Source organism: uncultured Amaricoccus sp. (genome assembly GCF_937891315.1).
In the GTDB taxonomy this organism is placed as follows: domain Bacteria; phylum Pseudomonadota; class Alphaproteobacteria; order Rhodobacterales; family Rhodobacteraceae; genus Amaricoccus.
This window is the reverse complement of the sequence record NZ_CALAGI010000141.1, coordinates 62493-80906: the sequence shown is the minus strand read 5'-3', so window position 1 is coordinate 80906 and position 18414 is coordinate 62493. Positions and strand designations below refer to the sequence as shown.

The window sequence follows — 18414 nt, the reverse complement described above, 5'->3', positions numbered from 1 at the left end:
AATATTCGACATGCGCCCTGAGCCGCGGATCGAGATGGTCGCGGACGTAGGTGGCGAAGGCCCTGACATAGGCGTCGTCGGCCTGGTGCGGCATGGTGAACCAAGGATCGGCGCCGATCTGGTTGGCGAGCGCTACCATCACCTCGACCGGAACGCCAGCGGCGGAATAGGTATAGTCGCCTGGTTCTGGCCGTTGCGCCCAGTCCGTCACCGGCGAGTCGTTGGCCGCCATCCAGTCCATGAAGCGGACCATCCGCAGGTCGCCGATGCGCGCGATCCAGACCGGATCGAACAGCGCCCCCGCCTCGTCGAGGGCGATGTTCTCCTCGCGGACCACGCGGATGTCGCGGAGATAGTCGCCGGTGCCATTCGGGTCGGTCGCCTTGATGGTCAGCACCACCATGCTGCCCGGCCCACCGGGGGTGAAGTCGAAACGGATCTCGCCCGGGCGGCGCACGACGTTGCCGATGGCGCCCATGATCTCCAGCGTCCCCTCGCCCTCGTAGGCGACGCGGTAGCGCCCGGCGAGAGCCTTCGCCTCGGCCGGCTGGTCGGTGAGCAGGATGGTCGCAACGCCTTCCAGCTCCTCCGGCATCGACTTCAGCCAGCCGTCGGCGTCGAGATAGCCGCCGGCGCGGAGCTCAAGGTCCGACCAGCCGCCCCACTGGCCGGGCAGGTGGCCGGTCCAGGCGCGGGCGGATTTCATCAGATCGAGAAAGGGATGCTCGGTCGACCAGTCGGAAATCCCGTTCAACCCCATGGCCAGCGACGGATTGGCGAGACCCTGGGCGGGCGCGACCTCGGGTGCCGCGGCCGCCGGCGCCACGACGTCGAGGCGGACCGGAATCAGCATCGACCCGGTGGCCGGCGCCTCGGCGCGGCGCGGGCCAGGGCCGACATGGGGCCCGGCGACCTGCCATGCGATTTGCTGGAGCCGGGCGGCGAGCTTCGGCGAGGGGGCGTCGAACGGATCGCCCCATTCGCCGTGGAGCACCCTTGGCAGGCCCTCCGCCTCGGCCGAATGCTCCCAGTTCCAGACGAGCGGGGTGCCGTTGATGACCTGGTATGTCACCTTGCCCGCGCCACCGCGGGATTGAACCACGTCGGCCAGCATTCGCGGGATTTCGGTTCCGACCAGACTGTGACCAATGAAGAGCACGTCGTCGGCGAGCGAATATTCCCCCATCGGGCGTTTCCTTCAGTGCGCGGAGGCGGTGGCATCGGGCCGCGGTCCCGCCGCCAGTCCGATCCCGCGCAGACTAGCCCGCGGGGCCTGGCCGCTCCAGTTCGGCGCGGCTGGTTGGTAAATCGGCGGCGTTACCTGGGTACGCCGGTCAGCGGGTGGCCACGCACCACCTGCCAGACGGTTTCCTGCATCAGCCGCGCGGCCTCCGCGCCCGGCGCCGTCGCCGGAGTTCCATCGGCGCGGAGCAGCGCGTAGGGCAGGCCGACGGGGCTCCGCTGATAGAGCACGGCATAGTGCGTCAGCGCGACGAGATAGGCGCCGAGATCACCCAGATGGATCTGGTCCCGCGCGCCATCGGGCATCAGCGCGAAGAGATCCTCCGGCCCCGCGATCCCGTCCAGGCCGCCGCGGGCCGCGACCGCCCGGGAAAAGGCGGCCAGCACGTCGCCGGCGGGGATGACATAGATCGGGCGCCCCCCGTCGGCGGCGAGGGCGGGGCGCAGGATCTCGTCCTCCCAGTAACGCTTCGGGTCGCGGTCGAGCCGGTTCAGCCAACCCTCCGGATCGTCGAGCGGATGCCAGGTCTCGTAGAGATAGACCCGCGCCGCCGGATCGCCCTCCCAGGCAAGCTTCGCCCAGCGGGCGAGATAGTCCCAGCTGGCGAAGGATCGGATCGCATCGCGGATCTCGACCATCTCGGTCAGGACCACGGCGTCGTAGTCGCCGCTCGCCAGGGCCTCCTTCGCGTCGCGGAAGCGGGGATGCGCGTTCTCGGCGTCGAAGCCGTTGATCGCGGCGTCGCCCCAATGCGCCTTCAGAGGGGTTCCCCAGCCGAGCTGACTGTCATAGCGCGCGCCGGGACCCGAGAGCTGGGCGAGCATCGCGGGCATGTCGCGTCCGACAAGGCTGTGGCCGAGATGGAAGACCGCGAGCGGCCCGGCGGGCGGCGGCGGCGGATTCGCGTAGAGCGCGGCCATCGAGACGTCGTCGAGCGGGCGCGGCGCGGCGCAGCGGGAGAGCGCGCCGCAGGCCGAGACGACGAGCAGGACCAGCGCGGGAAGGGCGCGCCGGAGCTTCCGGATCGGGTTCGGGGGCATCGGCGCGTCTCCTCCGCTCAGAGGCCCCGGCGCGATCCGCGTCCGACATTCAGGCCATGATCTTCATTCGAAGGTAACGATTAAGAATGACTTTAGTCCCGGACTTTCCGGAGTATGTGATGGCCGTGCCTTTCGGAGTTCTTGTGTCTTGGGGGCGGGGCCGCCGCTCCGCTGCCCGGTTGGTCGCGTGAGATGACCGCGCATCTCGTCGACAAGGAATGGGATGTGATCGTCGTCGGCGCCGGGATGGGCGGCGGCGTGGTCGGGCGGCGGCTCGCCGAGCGCGGCCTGTCGGTGCTCTATGTCGAGACCGGACCGAACGCGCCGCGCGCCGAGGCGTCGGAATGGATGCCCGACGTCGAGGACCCGGACGAGCGGGCGGCGCTCGGCTACTGGCCGCGGCCGATCCATCAGGTGATCGACGGACGATCCACCACGCTCTATGGGCCATTCGGCACCGGGGTGGGCGGAACATCGGCCTTCTACGCCGCGACGCTGGAGCGGCCCGAGCGGCATGATATCGACGACAGCGCCGAGATCCCGCATCCGACCGGCGGCTGGCCGGTCAGTTATGACGAGATGCTGCCCTATTTCGAGATGGCCGAGCAGATCCTCGATGTCTGCGGCGAACCCGATCCGCTGACGCCCGATCCGCCGCGGACGCTGCGCCAGGCGCCGCCGCTGTCGGAGGGCGACGCGGCGATGATCGCGGCCTTCCGGCGCGAGGGGCTGCATCCCTATCGCAAGCATGTCGGGGTGCGCTACCTGCCCGGCTGCGCGGAATGCTTCGGGCGCAAATGCGGGCGCGACTGCAAGATGGACGGGCGCTCGGCGGGTGTCGAGCCGGCGCTCTCGACGGGGCGCGCGGCGCTCCTCGATCGGTGCGAGATCCGGGCGCTGCGCGGGACACGGGACCGGATCACCCATCTCGAGGCCGTGCGTGGCGGCGAGCGGCTTCGCCTGCGCGCGCGTCGCTTCGTGCTGGCGGCCGGCACCTTCGGCACGCCGCGGATCCTGCTCGCCTCGACCAGCGCGGACTGGCCGAACGGTGTGGCGAACGACTCGGGCGTGATCGGCGGCAACCTGATGTTCAAGCTCTACGAGCGGATCGCCGTCTGGCCGGAGCGCCGCGCGGATTTCACCGGCCCGGTCAATACCATCTCGGTGCGCGACTTCTATCAGCGGGACGGCGTGCGCTACGGCCATTTCCAGTCGATGGGCCTCAGCGCCTCCTATGGCGATATCGTCAAGTATCTGAAGGAGAGGTTCGACCAGTCGACCCTCCGCCGCCTGACGCCGCTGCGCGCCTTCGCGCGGGTGCCGGCCTTCGCCGGGGCGAAGATCTTCGGCGATGCCCGCATCTTCCAGGGTCTGCTCGAAGACCTGCCGTACCGGCACAACCGGATCGTCTTCGACCCGGCACGCCCCGAGCGGATCGAGTTCGAATACACGCTGACCGCCGAACTGCTGGCGCGGCGGCGGATCTTCCGGCGGATGATCAAGACCGGCCTCGGCCGGCAGCGGTCCTCCTACCTGCACATGGGACCCGAGCTGTCGTTGTCGCACGCCTGCGGCACGGCCCGCTTCGGGACCGATCCGCGGACCAGTGCCTTCGATGCCAGCTGCAAGGCGCATGGGATCGACAATCTCTATGTCTCGGACGCGTCCTTCATGCCGACCTCGACCGGGATCAACCCGAGCCTGACGATCGCCGCGAACGCGCTGCGCGTCGCCGATGCGATCGTCGCCGCCGCGCAGGCACGCGACGCGGCCGGCGCGCAATACGGGACGTGAGGCGCGCCGTCAGGGGCGCAGGGCGAGCGCGGTGAGAAGCGCGCCCTCGGCGGCGGTCCAGCGGCCGGAAAGGGCGGCGCCTTGCCCGAAGGGACTGACCGGGCGCTGGAAGCGCGCATGGAAGGCGCCCGCTTCGATCGCGATCGAGAAATCATCGAAATCGAGCAGGGCGCGGGTCAGCGGATACTGGCACTTGTAGGCGCATTCCTTGGCGCTGAAGATCAGTCGGGCGAGCCGGGCGCGGTCCCCCGCGGGGCGCGCATCGAGCCAGGCGAGTTCCTCCGGCCGCAACACGCTGTCCCAGAGCGCTTCTTCCAGCGGCGCGTCGGGCTCGATATCGACGCCGAGCGAGATCCAGTCCGCCGCCGGGGCGACGACCGCGACGCAGTGCTCCGCGCTGTGCGCGATCGAACCGACCAGACCGTCGGGCCAGATCGGCGCGCGATCGACGCCGGCGGGCACCGACTGGTCGAGAAAGCCGATCTCGCGCATCGCGCGGCGGGCGGTGACCCGGCCGGCGGTGAATTCCCGCGCCCGCCGCGGCACGGTCCCGGCGAGCGCCGCCGCCTCGTCCGGCGCGAGGCCGGCGTAGAACACGCGCGGATCGAGGACCGCGACGCCCAGGCCCGCCGGGAAGATGTCCCGCGCGGCCGCGTCGAGCCGGGCGGCGACGTTGACCGACCGGGGTATCATCGCGCCGGCCGCCGCGCCGGGATCGTCCGCTGGTTCACATCACCCGCCGGGTCGCCCGCATCTCGCGGCGCTTCGACATGGCATCGGACCGCGCCTGGGCCCGTTCGGCCAGCTTCACCGGATCGACGCCCGCCGTTTCCGGACCCTTCGGCCGATCGTCGAGATGGGCGGCCAGCGCGGCCAGCGTCGGGAAGCGGAAGATGTCGGTGATGGTGAGCTTGGTCGCACCGAGCGTGTCGCGGATCTCGCGATGCGCCTGCACCGCCAGCAGCGAATGGCCGCCGAGCGCGAAGAAGCTGTCCCTGGACCCGACTTCCTTCACGCCGAGGATGCGCTTCCAGATGGTGGCGATCTCCTTCTCGATATCGTTCTCCGGTGCGACGAAGCTCTCGGACCGACGCGCCTCGCCCGAGGCGTCCGGCACGGGCAGGGCCTTGCGATCGACCTTCTTGTTCGGGGTCAGCGGAAAGGCTTCGAGCGCGACGAAATGCGTCGGCACCATGTAGTCGGGCAGCGCGGCGCCGAGTCGCTCGCGCAGCTCCGTCTCGGTCACGGCGGCGTCGCCGGTCAGATAGGCGACGAGCCGCGGATTGCCCGGTGTATCCTCGCGCACCACGACCACCGCCTGGCGCACGCCCGGCGCGCTCTCGATCAGCGCCTCGATCTCGCCGAGTTCGATCCGGTAGCCGCGGATCTTCACCTGATGGTCGGCGCGGCCGATGAAGTCGAGCTTGCCGTCCGAGCGCCAGCGCACGAGATCGCCGGTACGGTACATGCGCGCGGTCCCGCCGGCGAAGGGATCGGCGACGAACCGCTCCGCCGTCAGATCCGCGCGCCGCCAGTAGCCGCGGGCCACGCCCGCGCCACCGATATAGAGCTCGCCCGGAACGCCGACCGGGGAGAGGTCGCCGTGGCCATCGAGCACATAGAGCTGGGTATTGGCGATCGGTGTGCCGATATTGACGATCGCATCCGCGGCGCTCGCCCGCTCGGTCGAAGACCAGATGGTGGTCTCGGTTGGCCCGTACATGTTCTCGACCGTGGCCCGCGTCACCTTGCCGAACTCCGCGACCAGCGTACCGGGCAGCGGCTCGCCCCCGACCATCAGATGGCTGATCCTGCCGAGCGCGTAGCGCGCCTCGTCGTTCATCGAGATCATCCGCGCCATCGAGGGCGTGCATTGCAGATGCGTGACCCGGTGGCGCAGGATCTGCGCGGCGATGGAATAGTCGCCCTCGGCCACGCTGCTCGGCGCGTTCGACCGGCGCAGGACCTCGGCCAGCGGACGCAGGCCTTCCAGCACCTTGGCGGTCGGGATGCCGTAGTCGATGAGACAGGCGATCTCGTCGACGCCGATCCGCTTCAGCTGCTCGACCCGCGCAAGGCAGTCTTCGACCGTGCCGAACAGGCCGGAATCCTCGAAATAGCGGCGGAAGGCGAATTCGAGGATGCCGTCCAGCTCGTCGTCGGTCAGGGTTTGCAGATCAAGCTGCATCGGGTTGGTGACGCCGGCCGGTTTCTTGAAGGCCGGGAACGCCCAGGCATATTGCTTGATGAGGGCCGCCGCGGCGCGCAGATAGTCCTTCATCGGCTCGCGCGCGATCTCGCGAACCAGTTCGCGGTCGGCGCCGACATAGCTGTGCAGCATCAGCGTCACCTTGTGCCGTGCCGGATCGCGGCCCGACGCGCGCAGCGCCTGATGATAGATGCCGATCTTGTCGGCCACCTCGTCGATGCTCTGGCCGAGGAGGTGGGTGAGCACGTTCGCCCCGACCGCGCCGGCTTCCTTCCAGGTGTCGGGATTGCCGGCGGTGGTGACCCAGATCGGCAGCTCCTTCGAGACGGGGCGCGGCTGGGTGACGACGGCGAAGGGCGCGCCGGATTTCGTCGGGAACTCGACCGCCTCGCCGCGCCAGAGCTTGCGCAGGGTCTCGATGCCGTCGAGCATCGCCTGCTTGTTGGCGGGCGGCGTGTTCTCGGGGCGGAGCACGAAATCGTCGGGCTGCCAGCCGGAGGCGACGGCGATGCCGACGCGCCCGTTGGTCAGATTGTCGATCACCGCCCATTCCTCGGCGATGCGCGCCGGATGGTGCAGCGGCGTCACGCAGCTGCCCGCGCGCACGGCGAGATTCTTCGTCACCGCCGCCACCGCCGCGCCCGTTACCGAAGGGTTCGGATAGGGGCCGCCGAAGGCATGGAAATGTCGCTCCGGGGTCCAGACCGCGCAGAAGCCGTTCTGGTCGGCGAATTTCGCGCCTTCGAGCAGCAGCTCATATTTCTTCGGTCCGACGCCGTCGTCGTTGCCCCAGTAGAACAGGCTGAAATCCATCGCTTTCTCGGTGATGGCGAGCCGGCCGCTGGAGACGAGCGCGCGGTTCTCGTCGCTGGAGAGCACGACCTTGAAGCCGCGCGACAGGGTCCAGAACAGTTCCAGCACCGAGATGTCGAACGAAAGGCTGGTGACCGCGAGCCAGACGCTTCCGGCTTCATGGCTGATCCGCGCGTCCATGCCGGTGAAGAAGTTCGAGACGTTGCGATGCTCGATCATCACGCCCTTGGGGCGACCGGTGGAGCCGGAGGTATAGATGACATAGGCGAGGTTTCCCGACGCGACGCCGCTCTCGACCGGGGTCGCGGGCGCGGCGGCGATGCGGGGGTCGCCGTCGAGGATGAGCACCTCGGCCGCGTGATCCGGCAGCTGGCCCGCGATGTCGGAGCGGGAGAGGATGACCGGCGCCTCGCTATCCTCGATATAGAGCGCGATCCGGTCGGCGGGGTAGGCGGGGTCGAGCGGCACATAGCCGCCGCCCGCCTTGTGGATCGCGATCGCCCCGATCAACAGTTCGAGCGAGCGCGGCATGAAGAGGCCGACGAGCACGTCGGGTCCCACCCCCAGGCCGCGAAGAGCATGGGCCACGCGGTTGGCCCGGCCGTCGAGCTCGGCGTAGGTCAGCGCCTCGCCCTCGAAGACCACGGCGATCGCGTCGGGCGTGCGCGCGACCTGGGCTTCGAACAGCTGATGGACGCAGGCCTCGCGGTCGAACGGGGTCGCGGTGTCGTTCCAGGCGTGGAGGATGCGCGCGCGCTCCGTCGCCGGCATGATCGGCAGACGCGAGACCGGCAGGACGTCGCCGCCCGCCTCGGCGACCGCGCCGAGCAGCAGCGACAGCCGTTCGGTCAGCGTATCGACATCCGCCTCGGCGAGCCGCGCGGTGTCGTAATGCAGCGTGGCGCCCGGGCCTGAGAGCGCGATGGTGAGGCAGGTGCCGGGAATCATCTCGGCCGCGCCGAGGACGATACCGACCTGCGGCGTCGAGAGACCGGGAATGGTCCGGTCGCGGGCGACGAGATCGAGCGCGAAACCGCCCTTGGCGCGGACCGCCGCGAGCTCGGCCTCGAAGGCGGCGGCCGCGACGGCGAAGCTCGTCGCCTCGTCGAGCTCGGCCTCGAAGCGAACCGGCACCCAGCCCGCGACATAACCCGGCGCGGCGTCGGCGCGCGCGGCGAGGGGGGCGTCGCGATAGGCGAGGTCGAAGCTCGGCTTGCCGCCGACCCGCGCGACCCAGGCGCCGATCGCGGCGAGGAGCCGGTCGCCGGCGAGTCCGGCCGGCAGCGGCAAAGTCCGCCGCGCCAGCGCGCCGTCGGCGGCGGTCCGGGTCTGCGGCAGTTCGGCGGGATCAAGCGCGCGCAGACGCCGGCGCCAGAAGGGTTCGGCCTCGATGGTGCGCGCCATCGCCTCGGTCATCGCCTGCGCCGCCGCCGGATCGAGCGAGGGCAGCGTGTCGCCGACCGTCAAGACAGATTTCGGGCAGATCGGCGCGCCGGTGAGATCGGTCAGGCCGCCAAGTGCTATCGGCGCCGAGCCGGTCGCCACGACAATCCGTTCCTCGGTGACTTCGAGGACGGTGCCCGGCGCCGGACCGGGATCGCGACCTGTGACCTCGGCGGCGCCGACGAGGAAGGGCCGGCCGCCGATTTCGATCTTGGGCGCGGCGAGCGGGTTCCAGTAGGTGCCATGGTCGAGACCCCGCGCCAACGCCGCGAGATCCTCGGCGTCGCGGCGGAAGTCGAGCCGCGCCGCGGCGGCCGGCCGCGCCGCGCGCGCGAAATAGGAACGCAGCGTCAGGTCCTGCGGCCTGCGCGCCGGACCGCCGATCTCGATCCCGGTCAGCAGCGCGCCGAAGCCGTCGATCGCCGCGGCGTAGCATTTGGTGTTCAGCGTCAGCGCCGTCTCCTCGGGCGCGAGTTCGAACAGCCGCTGTTCGAGGATGTCGCCCTCGTCCACCCCGCCTTCGATCATGTGCCAGGTGATGCCGTGGCCGGGCTCGCCATTGATGATCGCCCAGACCGGCGCGTTCAGGCCGGCGTAACGCGGCAGCGGGCCGTCATGGAAATTGATCGCGCCCTTGCCCGCCTGGGCCAGCACCGCTTCGGGGATGATCGAAAGATTGGCGATGCTGAACAGCCAGTCGAAGGAAAGATCGCGCAGCCGGTCGGCGAGATCGGCGCCCGGCGCCTCGACCCGGAGTGCCTTCCCCAGCGCCCAGGCCCGCACCTCGCCGTTGCGGGTCACCACCGCTTCCAGCCGGTGGCCGCGGGCGAGCAGGATCTCGCCGCACTGGATCAGGAGCGACTCGTTGCCGATGACCACGCAGGAAAAGGAACTCATGAAACTCTCCGGATAGCGGGCGCGGGAAACGGGTCCGCGGGATGTCGGGTGGCGCGGATACTCAAGGCGTATCGGGCGCGGCGATCGCAGCCTGCGCGGGACGCGGCGCGGGCTTTGCCCGACGGAAGGGCGCGCGCAGGCAATGGGTGACGAGGTCGCGCTGCAGATAGGGCGGATCGGTGTTCGGCTCGCCCTGCAGGAAGCGCCGCCCTCGCCAGAGCAGGCCGCCGAGTACCGAGACCAGCGTCGCCCCGGCGGCATAGGCCGGGCCGTGGTTCTTGGTGAAATAGTGGAGCCGCGAGTCGAGCCAGTAGCCCGGCACCCGCTTCCAGCCCTTGGCTCCGGTCGAGACCGAGCCGATATGGGTCACGCTGCTCTCGCGGACATAGATCGTCGGCCAGCCCGCCCGGTTCGCGCGGCGACAGAGGTCCGTCTCCTCGTAATAGAGAAAGAACTGCTCGTCGAAGAGGCCGATCTCGTCGAGCATGGTCCGCCGGGCCATGACGCTGGCGCCCGCCAGCCAGTCCACCGGCCGCGTCTCCTCGGGGACCGGCAGCGGGACCACATGGTCGGCGAGCAGGCGCGACACCGGCCCCATGCGCGTCGCGCCCTCCAGTTCGCCGAGCAGCGTGGGAAAGCGGAAGGCGGTCATGTGCGGCTCGCCGTCCGGCCCGTGAATATAGCTGCCGGCGAACCCGACGGCGGGATGGCGCTCGAGATAGTCCACCAGCACCCGGATCGCGCCCGGGTCGGGGAAGGCGTCGGAATTCAGGATATAGACATAGTCCGGCCGCTCGCCGTTCGCGAACCCCGCGCGGATACCGACGTTGTTGCCAGCGCCATAGCCGCCGTTATGGCCGGCGGCGAGCACACGCACCCGGCCGGTCCAGCCCTCGGTCGCGACCGCCGCCGTCAGCGCCTCGAACGAGCCGTCGCGCGAGTCGTTGTCGACCACGATGATCTCACCCGCGATGCCTGCCATTTCGCGCAGGGCGGCGCGGACCGAATCGAGCGTCATCTCGGCGGTCTTGTAGTTGAGGATGATGGTCAGCACGCCCGGCCCGGTCATCGCGCCTACTCCGCCGCCGTGGCGACCGGGTCGAAGCCCGGTCGGTGGCGGGCCTCCGCCGCCTCGACGCAAGCCTTGATCCGCGCGGCGAGCACGCGGACATTGGGCTCCAGCACCATGGAATCATGGTCGCCCGGCACCTCGAACACCTGCGTCGCGGGCGCCCAGCGGGTCCAGTCGTTGTCTTCATAGACATATTCGCGCTCGCTATCGACCCAGCGGCCGCGCGACACCTTCCATACCTTGTCGAGCGCCGGGCGGAACAGCACCAGCGGTCCTTGCCAGGACCGCAGATCATAGACCGGCAGGGCGGCGAGGAACGCGGCCTCGATCGCCTCGTTGTGGAACTGGTGCTCCGGCGTCGCCTCGACCTCCTCGAAGCGGGCGCGCAGCTTGCCGAGCTCCCATTGCGCGCGGTCGCGGGCCCATTCGACGAAATAACCCGCGCCCTTGGCGCGGATCTGCTGCCATTTCATCAGGGCGCGATCGACGCGGCCGAGCACCGGGCGCATCGGCAGCGGTGTGTCGAGCATGACGAGCAGCGCCACCTCCTCGCCCTCGGCCTCGAGCTGGCGGGCCATCTCGTAGGCGGTGATGCCGCCGCCCGAAAAACCGCCGAGCAGATAGGGTCCACGCGGCTGAACCGCGCGGACCTCCGCGATATAGTCGCGCGCCGCCTCGGCCAGGGTCGCATGCGGCGCGTCGTCGCCATAGAGGCCGCGGGCCTGAAGGCCATAGAACGGCCGGTCCGATCCGACGAGATGCGCGAGATGGCGCAGGTTCAGCACATTGCCGAACATGCCCGCCACGAGGAAGAACGGCGTCTTCGGGCCGCCCTCGCCGTCGTGCATCGCCACGAGATGGGTAAAGCGCCGCGTCGCGACCTTGGCCGCCGGCTCGGTCCCCTCCGGCGTGTCGGGCGAGATCCCCGCCCGCTCGGCGATCAGAGCGGCGCATTTGGCGATGGTCGGCGCCTCGAACAGCACCGAGATCGGGAATTCGACGCGATAGGCCTTCTTGATCATCACGAACAGGCGCACCGCGATCAGCGAATGGCCGCCAAGGTCGAAGAAGCTGTCTTCGATGCCGACGTTCGACACGCCGAGCAGTTCTTCCCAGAAGCCGGCCAGCATCCGCTCGATATCGTTGCGCGGCTCGACGTAATCGCTGTCGAGCTCCGGCCGCTTGAACTTCTGACCAGAGGTCAGCTCGACCACGCCGCTCTCGGCGGCTTGGGCGATCAGCGCGTCGAGATCGAGCGAAGAGACGACGATCTGCGATTGGCCGCTGGCAAGCGCGCGGCCGAAGGCCTCCGCCCCCTCGCGCGGCAGGATGCCGAGCGACAGGTTGCGCAGCAGCCGTTCCTCCGCCTGCGACAGCGGCGCGCGGCTGGCGTCGCCTTCCTCGAACTCGACCTCGCCCGGTCCGGGCTTGCGGGCATGGGTGAAGCCCGTGTCGCTCTCGAGCCGGCGGATGGTGAAACCCGCCACCTCCATCACCACCGCGCCGCTCGGGTCGCAGAGGGTTACGTCGAAGCTGGCGAAGGCGCCGTCGCCCTCGGAGATCCGGGCCCAGCTGACGATTTCGGCCGGCAGGGTTCCATGCACGCGGGCCGAGCGGTAGGAGACCGGCACCCAGAGGTGGGTCGGTTCGTAGCCGGCGACCAGTTCCATCGCCCAGCCGGTCGCGAGATCGAGCAGAGCGGGGTGCAGCAGATAGCCGGCCGCGAGGTCGCCGACGAAGGCGTCGGGCAGGCGCAGCGTCGCGATGCCCTCGCCGGATCCGTAGGCCATGGCGCGCAGCACCCGCCAGCGCGGGCCGAAACGCAGGTGCCGCTCCTGCGGCGAGACGAGCGTTTCGCCCGGCCGCGCCGCGCGCTTGTCCGGGCAGCGGCCGGCGATCGCCGCGAGATCGAGCGGCGCGGGGCGCGGCAGCGCGGCAAGGGCGACGGTCGCCTGTGCGTTCAGTTCGAACGCCGGGCGGCCGTTCACCTCGCAGGCGCTGCGCACCTCGAAACCATAGCCCTCCTCGGCGCGGATGAGCCGGATCCGGGCTTCGCGCGGCTTGTCGTCCGCGACCTGGAACGGGCGCAGGAAAAAGAGATCGCGCAGCTCGAACGGTCCGGTTTCGCCATGGGCGCGCAGGGCCTCGGCCGCGAGTTCGAGATAGCCGGTGCCGGGAATGAGCGCGTCGCCCGCCGCGGTACGGTGGCCGTCGAGCAGCCAGCGGCCTTCGGTCGAATAGTTCGCGGTGAACAGCCGATTGCCGGCCGCGTCGAAGGTCGCCTGATCGAGCAGCGGCGCATGCGCCGGCTCGACCGGGGCCGGCGGGCGGTCGCCGGTGCGTTCGGCGAGCGCGGCGGCGGCCATGCCGACCTCGTTCCAGATGCCCCAGTCGATCGCGACGACCCGGGTCAGCCCGCCGCGCCGGCTCTTGGCGTAGGCGTTGAGATATTCGTTCGCCGCGACATAATCGATCTGCCCGGCGGGCGCGGTCACCGTGCTCGTCGAGGAGAAGAGCACGAGCCAGTCGAGCGATCCGTCCGGGAAGAGTTCATGCAGCACTTGGGTGCCGTGGATCTTCGGGGTGAACACGTCCTCGACGGCGGAGGAAGTCTTGGCGAGCAGCGGCCCGTCCTTGACGACGCCGGCCGCGTGCACGACGCCGTCGATCCCGCCGAACCGCTCGGTCGCCGCCGCGATCGCCGCGCGCATCTGCTCGACATTGCAAACGTCGGCCTCGGCCACCATCACCTCGGCGCCGAGCGATTCCAGCCGCTGGACGGCGCGGATGCGCAAGCTGGTCGGATCGAACGGGCCATGGCCGCGCAGATGGGCGTCCCAGCCCGCGCGGGGCGGCAGGGCGGCGCGGCTCAGCAGAACGAGCCGTGTACCGCGGGCGCGGACCAGTTCCTCGGCGACGCTGAGGCCGATGCCGCCGAAGCCACCGGTGATGAGGCAGACGCCGCCCTCGCGCGGCACGGGCGCCGCCGCGGGTTCCAGCGGCGTCGGGCGAAAGGCGAGCTCGAAACGCTTGTCGCCGCGGATGGCGGCGGTGAGATTGGCAGGACGTGCCAGCAGATCCTCGAGCACCCGGGTCGCGAGCCGTTCGAGCGCCTCGCCGGCCTCGCGGCGGGCGGCGACGGTGGCGGGCAGCCAGCCGCCGCGCTCGGCGGGCTTCGGCAGCTCGATGTCGAGCGTGGCGCAGGTGATGCCGGGCAATTCGCGCGGGATGACGCGGGCCGGTCCCTGGATGGTGGCTTTCTCCGGATAGGGCAGGGCTTCGTCCCGCACCTGCGCGCCACCGGAGGTGACGACCGAGACATGCAGCGGCGTCGGCAGGTTCTCGGCGCTGAGCGCCTGGGCGAGGAACAGCAGGCTGAAGAAGCCGCGCTCCTGATTGCGGTGAAAGAAGCTGCTGCCGGGCCGGAAGGTCTCCTTCTCGGTCGTCAGCCAGAAATGCGCGACCCGCGACGGCGCCGCGCCCCGGGCGACCAGGTCGCGGATCAAGAGGTCGTAGCCCTCACGTCCCCGCTCGGGGGCGATGACGTAGCGATCGTCGGCCGAGCGGCCGAAGGCGTCGCCGGGATGGACCTCGACCACGCGATGCGCGGCGCCGCGCAGCCGTGCCGCGACCCGCGCCCCGAGGCCGGCGTCGTCGACGAAGACCAGCCAGGTCGCGGGCGTCGTCGCGTCGAGGTCGGTCTCGACGTCGATCTCGGTTTCGGCGAGGCGGGGGCGCCAGACCGGGCGCCAGCCCCAGCCCGCGATGTCGGCCGCGCGCGTGGGCAGGGCCGCGGCGACGGGCGCGCGCGCGGCGCCCGGCTCGATGAAATAGGACGCGCGCTGGAAGGCGTAGGTGGGCAGCGGCACGCGGTGGCGCCTCGCCTCGCCCCAGATCGGTTCCCAGTCGAGCTTGACGCCGGTCGCCCACAGCCGGCCGATCACCTGCAGGAAATAGACGTCGTCGGCGATCTTCTCCTCGGGATGACGCAGTGCGCTCAGCACCTGATTGCCCGGAACCGCGCCATGCGCCTGGGTCAGCGAGCTCAACGCCTTGCCGGGGCCGACTTCGAGATAGATCCGGTCCGGCTCCTGCGCGAGGGTGGTGACACAATCGGCGAAACGCACCGTGCCGCGCAGATGGCGGACCCAGTAGTCTGGATCGGTCGCCTCGGCGTCGGTGATGAAGGCGCCGGTGCGGTTGGAGACGAAGGGAATGGTCGGCGCCTTGAGCTCGATCGAGCGCAGATAGGCGCCGAACCGTTCGAGGATCGGGTCGAGCATGCGCGAATGCGCGGCGATATCGATCGGGATGCGCTGGCATTCGATGCCACGCGCGCGCAGCGTCTCCTCCAGCGCGTCGAGCGCCGCTCGCGGCCCCGAGGCGACGCTGAGTTCCGGCGCGTTGACGCTGGCAAGATCGAGTTCCGCGCCGAGCAGCGGCGCGAGGTCACCCGCCGCCATCGGTACGCTGAGCATGCCGCCCGCCGGCACCGTGTCGAACAGCTGGCCGCGCAGATGGACGAGGCCGACGCAATCCTCGAAGGACATCACCCCGGCGAGGCAGGCGGCGGTGTTCTCGCCCATGCTGTGACCGACCAATGCCGCCGGCCGGACGCCCCAGGACATCCAGAGCTGCGCCAGCGCGTATTCGACGATCATGATCAGCGGCAGCTGGACCGAAGGCCGCCTCAGCCGCTCCGCCGCCTCGGCATGGTCGGCGTCGGAGGGCAGCCAGAGCGCGCGGATATCATAGTCGAGCTTCGGCTGGAGCACGTCGAGGCCGCGATCCATCCAGGTCGCGAACACCGGCTCGGTCTCGTAGAGGTCCCTCGCCATGCCGGCATATTGCGCGCCGCCGCCGGGGAACATGAAGACGACCTCGGGATCCTCGGCCACCAGCGAATGGTTGAAGACCCGCCGGGGCTCGTTCGCCTCCAGAAGCCGCGCCGCCTCCTCGTGGGTTTCCGCCACCAGAACCCGCCGCTTCTCGAAGGCGCGCCGGCCCTGGCGCAGCGTCCAGGCGACATCGGCCAGCGGCTGCTCGGGATGGGCGCGCAGATGCGCGGCGAGCGCCCTGGCATTGGCATCGAGCGCCGCGCGCGATCGGCCGGACAGCGTCAGGATCTGGAACGGCCAGTCCGACTCGTCCGACGCCGGCCGCTCCGGCGCTTCCTCGATCACGGCGTGGGCGTTGGTACCGCCGACACCGAGCGAATTGATCCCCGCCCGCCGCGGCCCCTTGTGCGAATGCCAGTCACGCAGCGCCGCGTTCACCCGGAACGGGCTCGTCTCGAAATCGATCGAGGGGTTCGGCGCCTCGAACCCCAGGCTCGGCGGAATCTGGCGATGGGTGAGGGCGAGCGACGCCTTGATGAGGCTCGCCACCCCCGCCGCCGTGTCGGTATGGCCGATGTTGGTCTTGACCGAGCCGACACCGCAGAATCCGACATCGCTGGTCGTCTCGCGGAACGCCGCCGTCAGCGCCGCGATCTCGATCGGATCGCCGAGATAGGTTCCGGTGCCGTGGCACTCGACATAGTCGATCGTCTCGGCGGAGACGCCGGCGACCGCGTGCGCCTCGGCGATCGCGCGCGCCTGGCCATCGACGCTCGGCGCGAGATAGCCGGCCTTGGCCGCGCCGTCATTGTTGACGGCGGTGCCCTTGATCACCGCCCAGATATGATCGCCGTCGGCGATGGCGTCCGCGAGGCGGCGCAACACGACGACGCCCGCGCCGCTGCCGAAGACCGTGCCTTGCGCGCGATGGTCGAAGGCGTGGCAATGCCCGTCGGGCGACAGGATCTCGCCTTCCTTGAACACATAGCCCCGGCCCTGCGGCAACTCGATCGTCACGCCGCCGGCCAGCGCCATGTCGCATTCGCCGTTGAGCAGCGACTGACAGGCATAGTGTGTCGCGACCAGTGAGGTGGAGCAGGCGGTCTGCAGATTGATGCTCGGCCCCTTGAGGTCGAGCACATGGCTGACCCGGGTGGCGAGGAAATCCTTGTCGTTTCCGGTATGGCGCAGCAGGAACATGCCCGTGCTTTCGACCAGATCGGGGTTCGAGCAGATGTTGAAATAGAAATAGCTGCCCATGCCGCAGCCGGCGAAGACGCCGATCGGCCCCTCGAACCGCTCCGGCACATGGCCGGCGTTTTCCAGTGCCTCCCAGGCGACTTCCATGAACTGCCGGTGCTGCGGATCGAGGATCGCCGATTCCTTCGGCCCGAAGCCGAAGAACTCGCCATCGAACATCTCGAATCCGTCGAGCGGCGCCGCGGCCGGCACATAGTCGCGGTGGCAGAGCCTGTCGGGCGTCTCGCCGGCGGCGACCAGTTCCTCCTCCGAGAGGCGGCGGATCGACTCGATCCCGTCGCGCAGGTTTATCCAATATTCCCCGATGGATTTCGCGCCCGGAAGATGCGCGGCCATGCCGACGATGGCGATGTCGTTCTGATTAGTCATGGAATTATTGACTGCGTCGACCATCGCGGAAAATCTCAATATATGCCGTTGCGGGACATGTATTAAGGGAGATCCCCAACGAATGGTTAATCCCGAGCCGAAACACTCCCGATGCGTCAGAAGAACGCGGGCCGCTCCGGCCGGCGTTTCAGCACCCAGTCATAGACGTCGGCGACCTGCGCCGCCTTGCGATCCCAGGTGAAGAGCGCCTCGACCCGCGCCCGCGCCCGTTCTCCGATCGGCGCGAGCTGGCCGGGGTCCGCGGCGATGCGTTCGAGCTCGGCGCGAAAGGCGGCGACGATCTCGGCGCGGGAGCCGAGCGGCACCTTGAAGCCGGTGCACCCGGTTACCAGCTCGCCCGGCCCGGCATAGTCGACGATGAGCGGCGCCAGCCCGAGCGCCATCGCCTCCAGCACCACGCCGCCGCCGAATTCGCGGATCGAGGGAAAGGCGAAGAGCCCGCAGTCCGCGGCCACGTCCTGCACCTTCGCGTGATCGAGCCAGCCGTGGAAAACCACGCTCGCGGCGATGCCCTCCGCCTCGGCCCGCTCCTTGAGAGCGGGCAGCATCGGCCCGTCGCCGATCATGTCGAGCCGCGCCCGGCCATCGCGCAGCAGGGGCGCCGCCGCTTCGAGCAGCATGTCCGGCCCCTTGTAGGGCACCATCCGCCCGATGAAGCAGGCGCGGAGCGGCCCCTCGCCATGCGCCGCGCGGCGCGAGAAGCGCGCGGGGTCGATCGCATTCTCCGGCAGATAGACGCAGCGCGCGCGGCTCGGCGCCGGGAATTCGCTCTCGGTATGGTGCGAGCCGACGAGGATCGCGTCCGCCGCCAGCGTCGCGCGCCGGGACGGCAGGAGCTTGTAGGCGTCCCGCACATAGGACAGCCATTCCCGCTCGCGCCGGCGCTCGGAATCGAACCCCTTGGGCCAGGGCACGCCGCCGTTCAGCGGGCCGAGCATGAAGGGCACCCCGGCCGCGCGGCATTTCGCGGCGATCGGGCTCGAAACGGTCGGGCTGAGGGGGGTCACCCGATGCACGATGTCGAATTCGCCGGCGCGGATTCGGGCGGAGAACCGCTTCCAGACCAGATGCTCGAAATAGGGATAGGAGACGGCACCGATGGCCTGGACCATGGTCCAGCCCTTGCCCTCGCCCATGCGCAGCGCCCCGGCCAGGGCCCAGAGCGGCCGGGCCAGCGCCTCGGAATCGATCGCGGTGAAATCGACGCCCTCGATCAGCCCGGCGCGCCGGATGGCATCGCGATTGCGGATCTGGGTTACGATATGCACGTCGGCGACGGATCGCAGCGCATTGGCCAGCGACCAGCCGACCAGCGGCACGCTGACCCATTCCGGATTCGCCGCTTCGGCGATCACCAGGACCCGCGGCCGCGCCGGGTGAACGAGCGGCGCGGCGCCGAGCGTTGAGGATGGCAT

Annotated in this window: 7 protein-coding genes and 1 pseudogene; 1 reads left to right on the top strand and 7 read right to left on the bottom strand. The window is 70.0% G+C overall.

Annotation, left to right across the window (positions count from 1 at the left end; genetic code table 11):
- A pseudogene (locus tag Q0480_RS13885) lies at window positions 1-1186 on the bottom strand (hypothetical protein); the annotation flags it as partial.
- Between the two features lie 131 nt (window positions 1187-1317).
- Window positions 1318-2283, bottom strand: a complete 966-nt coding sequence (locus Q0480_RS13880; protein WP_299133793.1) for a hypothetical protein — start codon at window positions 2281-2283, stop codon at window positions 1318-1320.
- Between the two features lie 192 nt (window positions 2284-2475).
- Here Q0480_RS13880 and Q0480_RS13875 point away from each other — a divergent pair, with 192 nt between their 5' ends.
- Window positions 2476-4077, top strand: a complete 1602-nt coding sequence (locus Q0480_RS13875) for a GMC family oxidoreductase (RefSeq protein WP_299133792.1) — start codon at window positions 2476-2478, stop codon at window positions 4075-4077.
- A 9-nt stretch (window positions 4078-4086) separates the two neighbouring features.
- Here the strand turns inward: Q0480_RS13875 and Q0480_RS13870 are convergent, their stop codons facing one another.
- The 5 genes from Q0480_RS13870 to Q0480_RS13850 form a co-directional block, all read right to left on the bottom strand.
- Window positions 4087-4770 carry a 4'-phosphopantetheinyl transferase gene (locus tag Q0480_RS13870; protein ID WP_299133790.1) on the bottom strand — a complete coding sequence of 228 codons (684 nt, stop codon included), beginning with the start codon at window positions 4768-4770 and terminating at the stop codon, window positions 4087-4089.
- A 34-nt stretch (window positions 4771-4804) separates the two neighbouring features.
- Window positions 4805-9439 (bottom strand): MupA/Atu3671 family FMN-dependent luciferase-like monooxygenase, encoded by a 4635-nt coding sequence (locus Q0480_RS13865; protein WP_299133788.1) that lies wholly within the window; start codon window positions 9437-9439, stop codon window positions 4805-4807.
- 61 nt (window positions 9440-9500) lie between these two features.
- Complete coding sequence (locus Q0480_RS13860) at window positions 9501-10508, bottom strand: glycosyltransferase family 2 protein (RefSeq protein ID WP_299133786.1); 1008 nt, start codon at window positions 10506-10508, stop codon at window positions 9501-9503.
- Window positions 10509-10513: 5 nt separating this feature from the next.
- Entirely contained in the window at window positions 10514-16978 is a 6465-nt protein-coding gene (locus tag Q0480_RS13855; RefSeq protein WP_299133785.1) for a type I polyketide synthase, read from the bottom strand.
- A 116-nt stretch (window positions 16979-17094) separates the two neighbouring features.
- On the bottom strand, window positions 17095-18414 hold the full coding sequence (locus Q0480_RS13850; protein WP_299133798.1) for a glycosyltransferase family 4 protein: 1320 nt from the start codon (window positions 18412-18414) through the stop codon (window positions 17095-17097).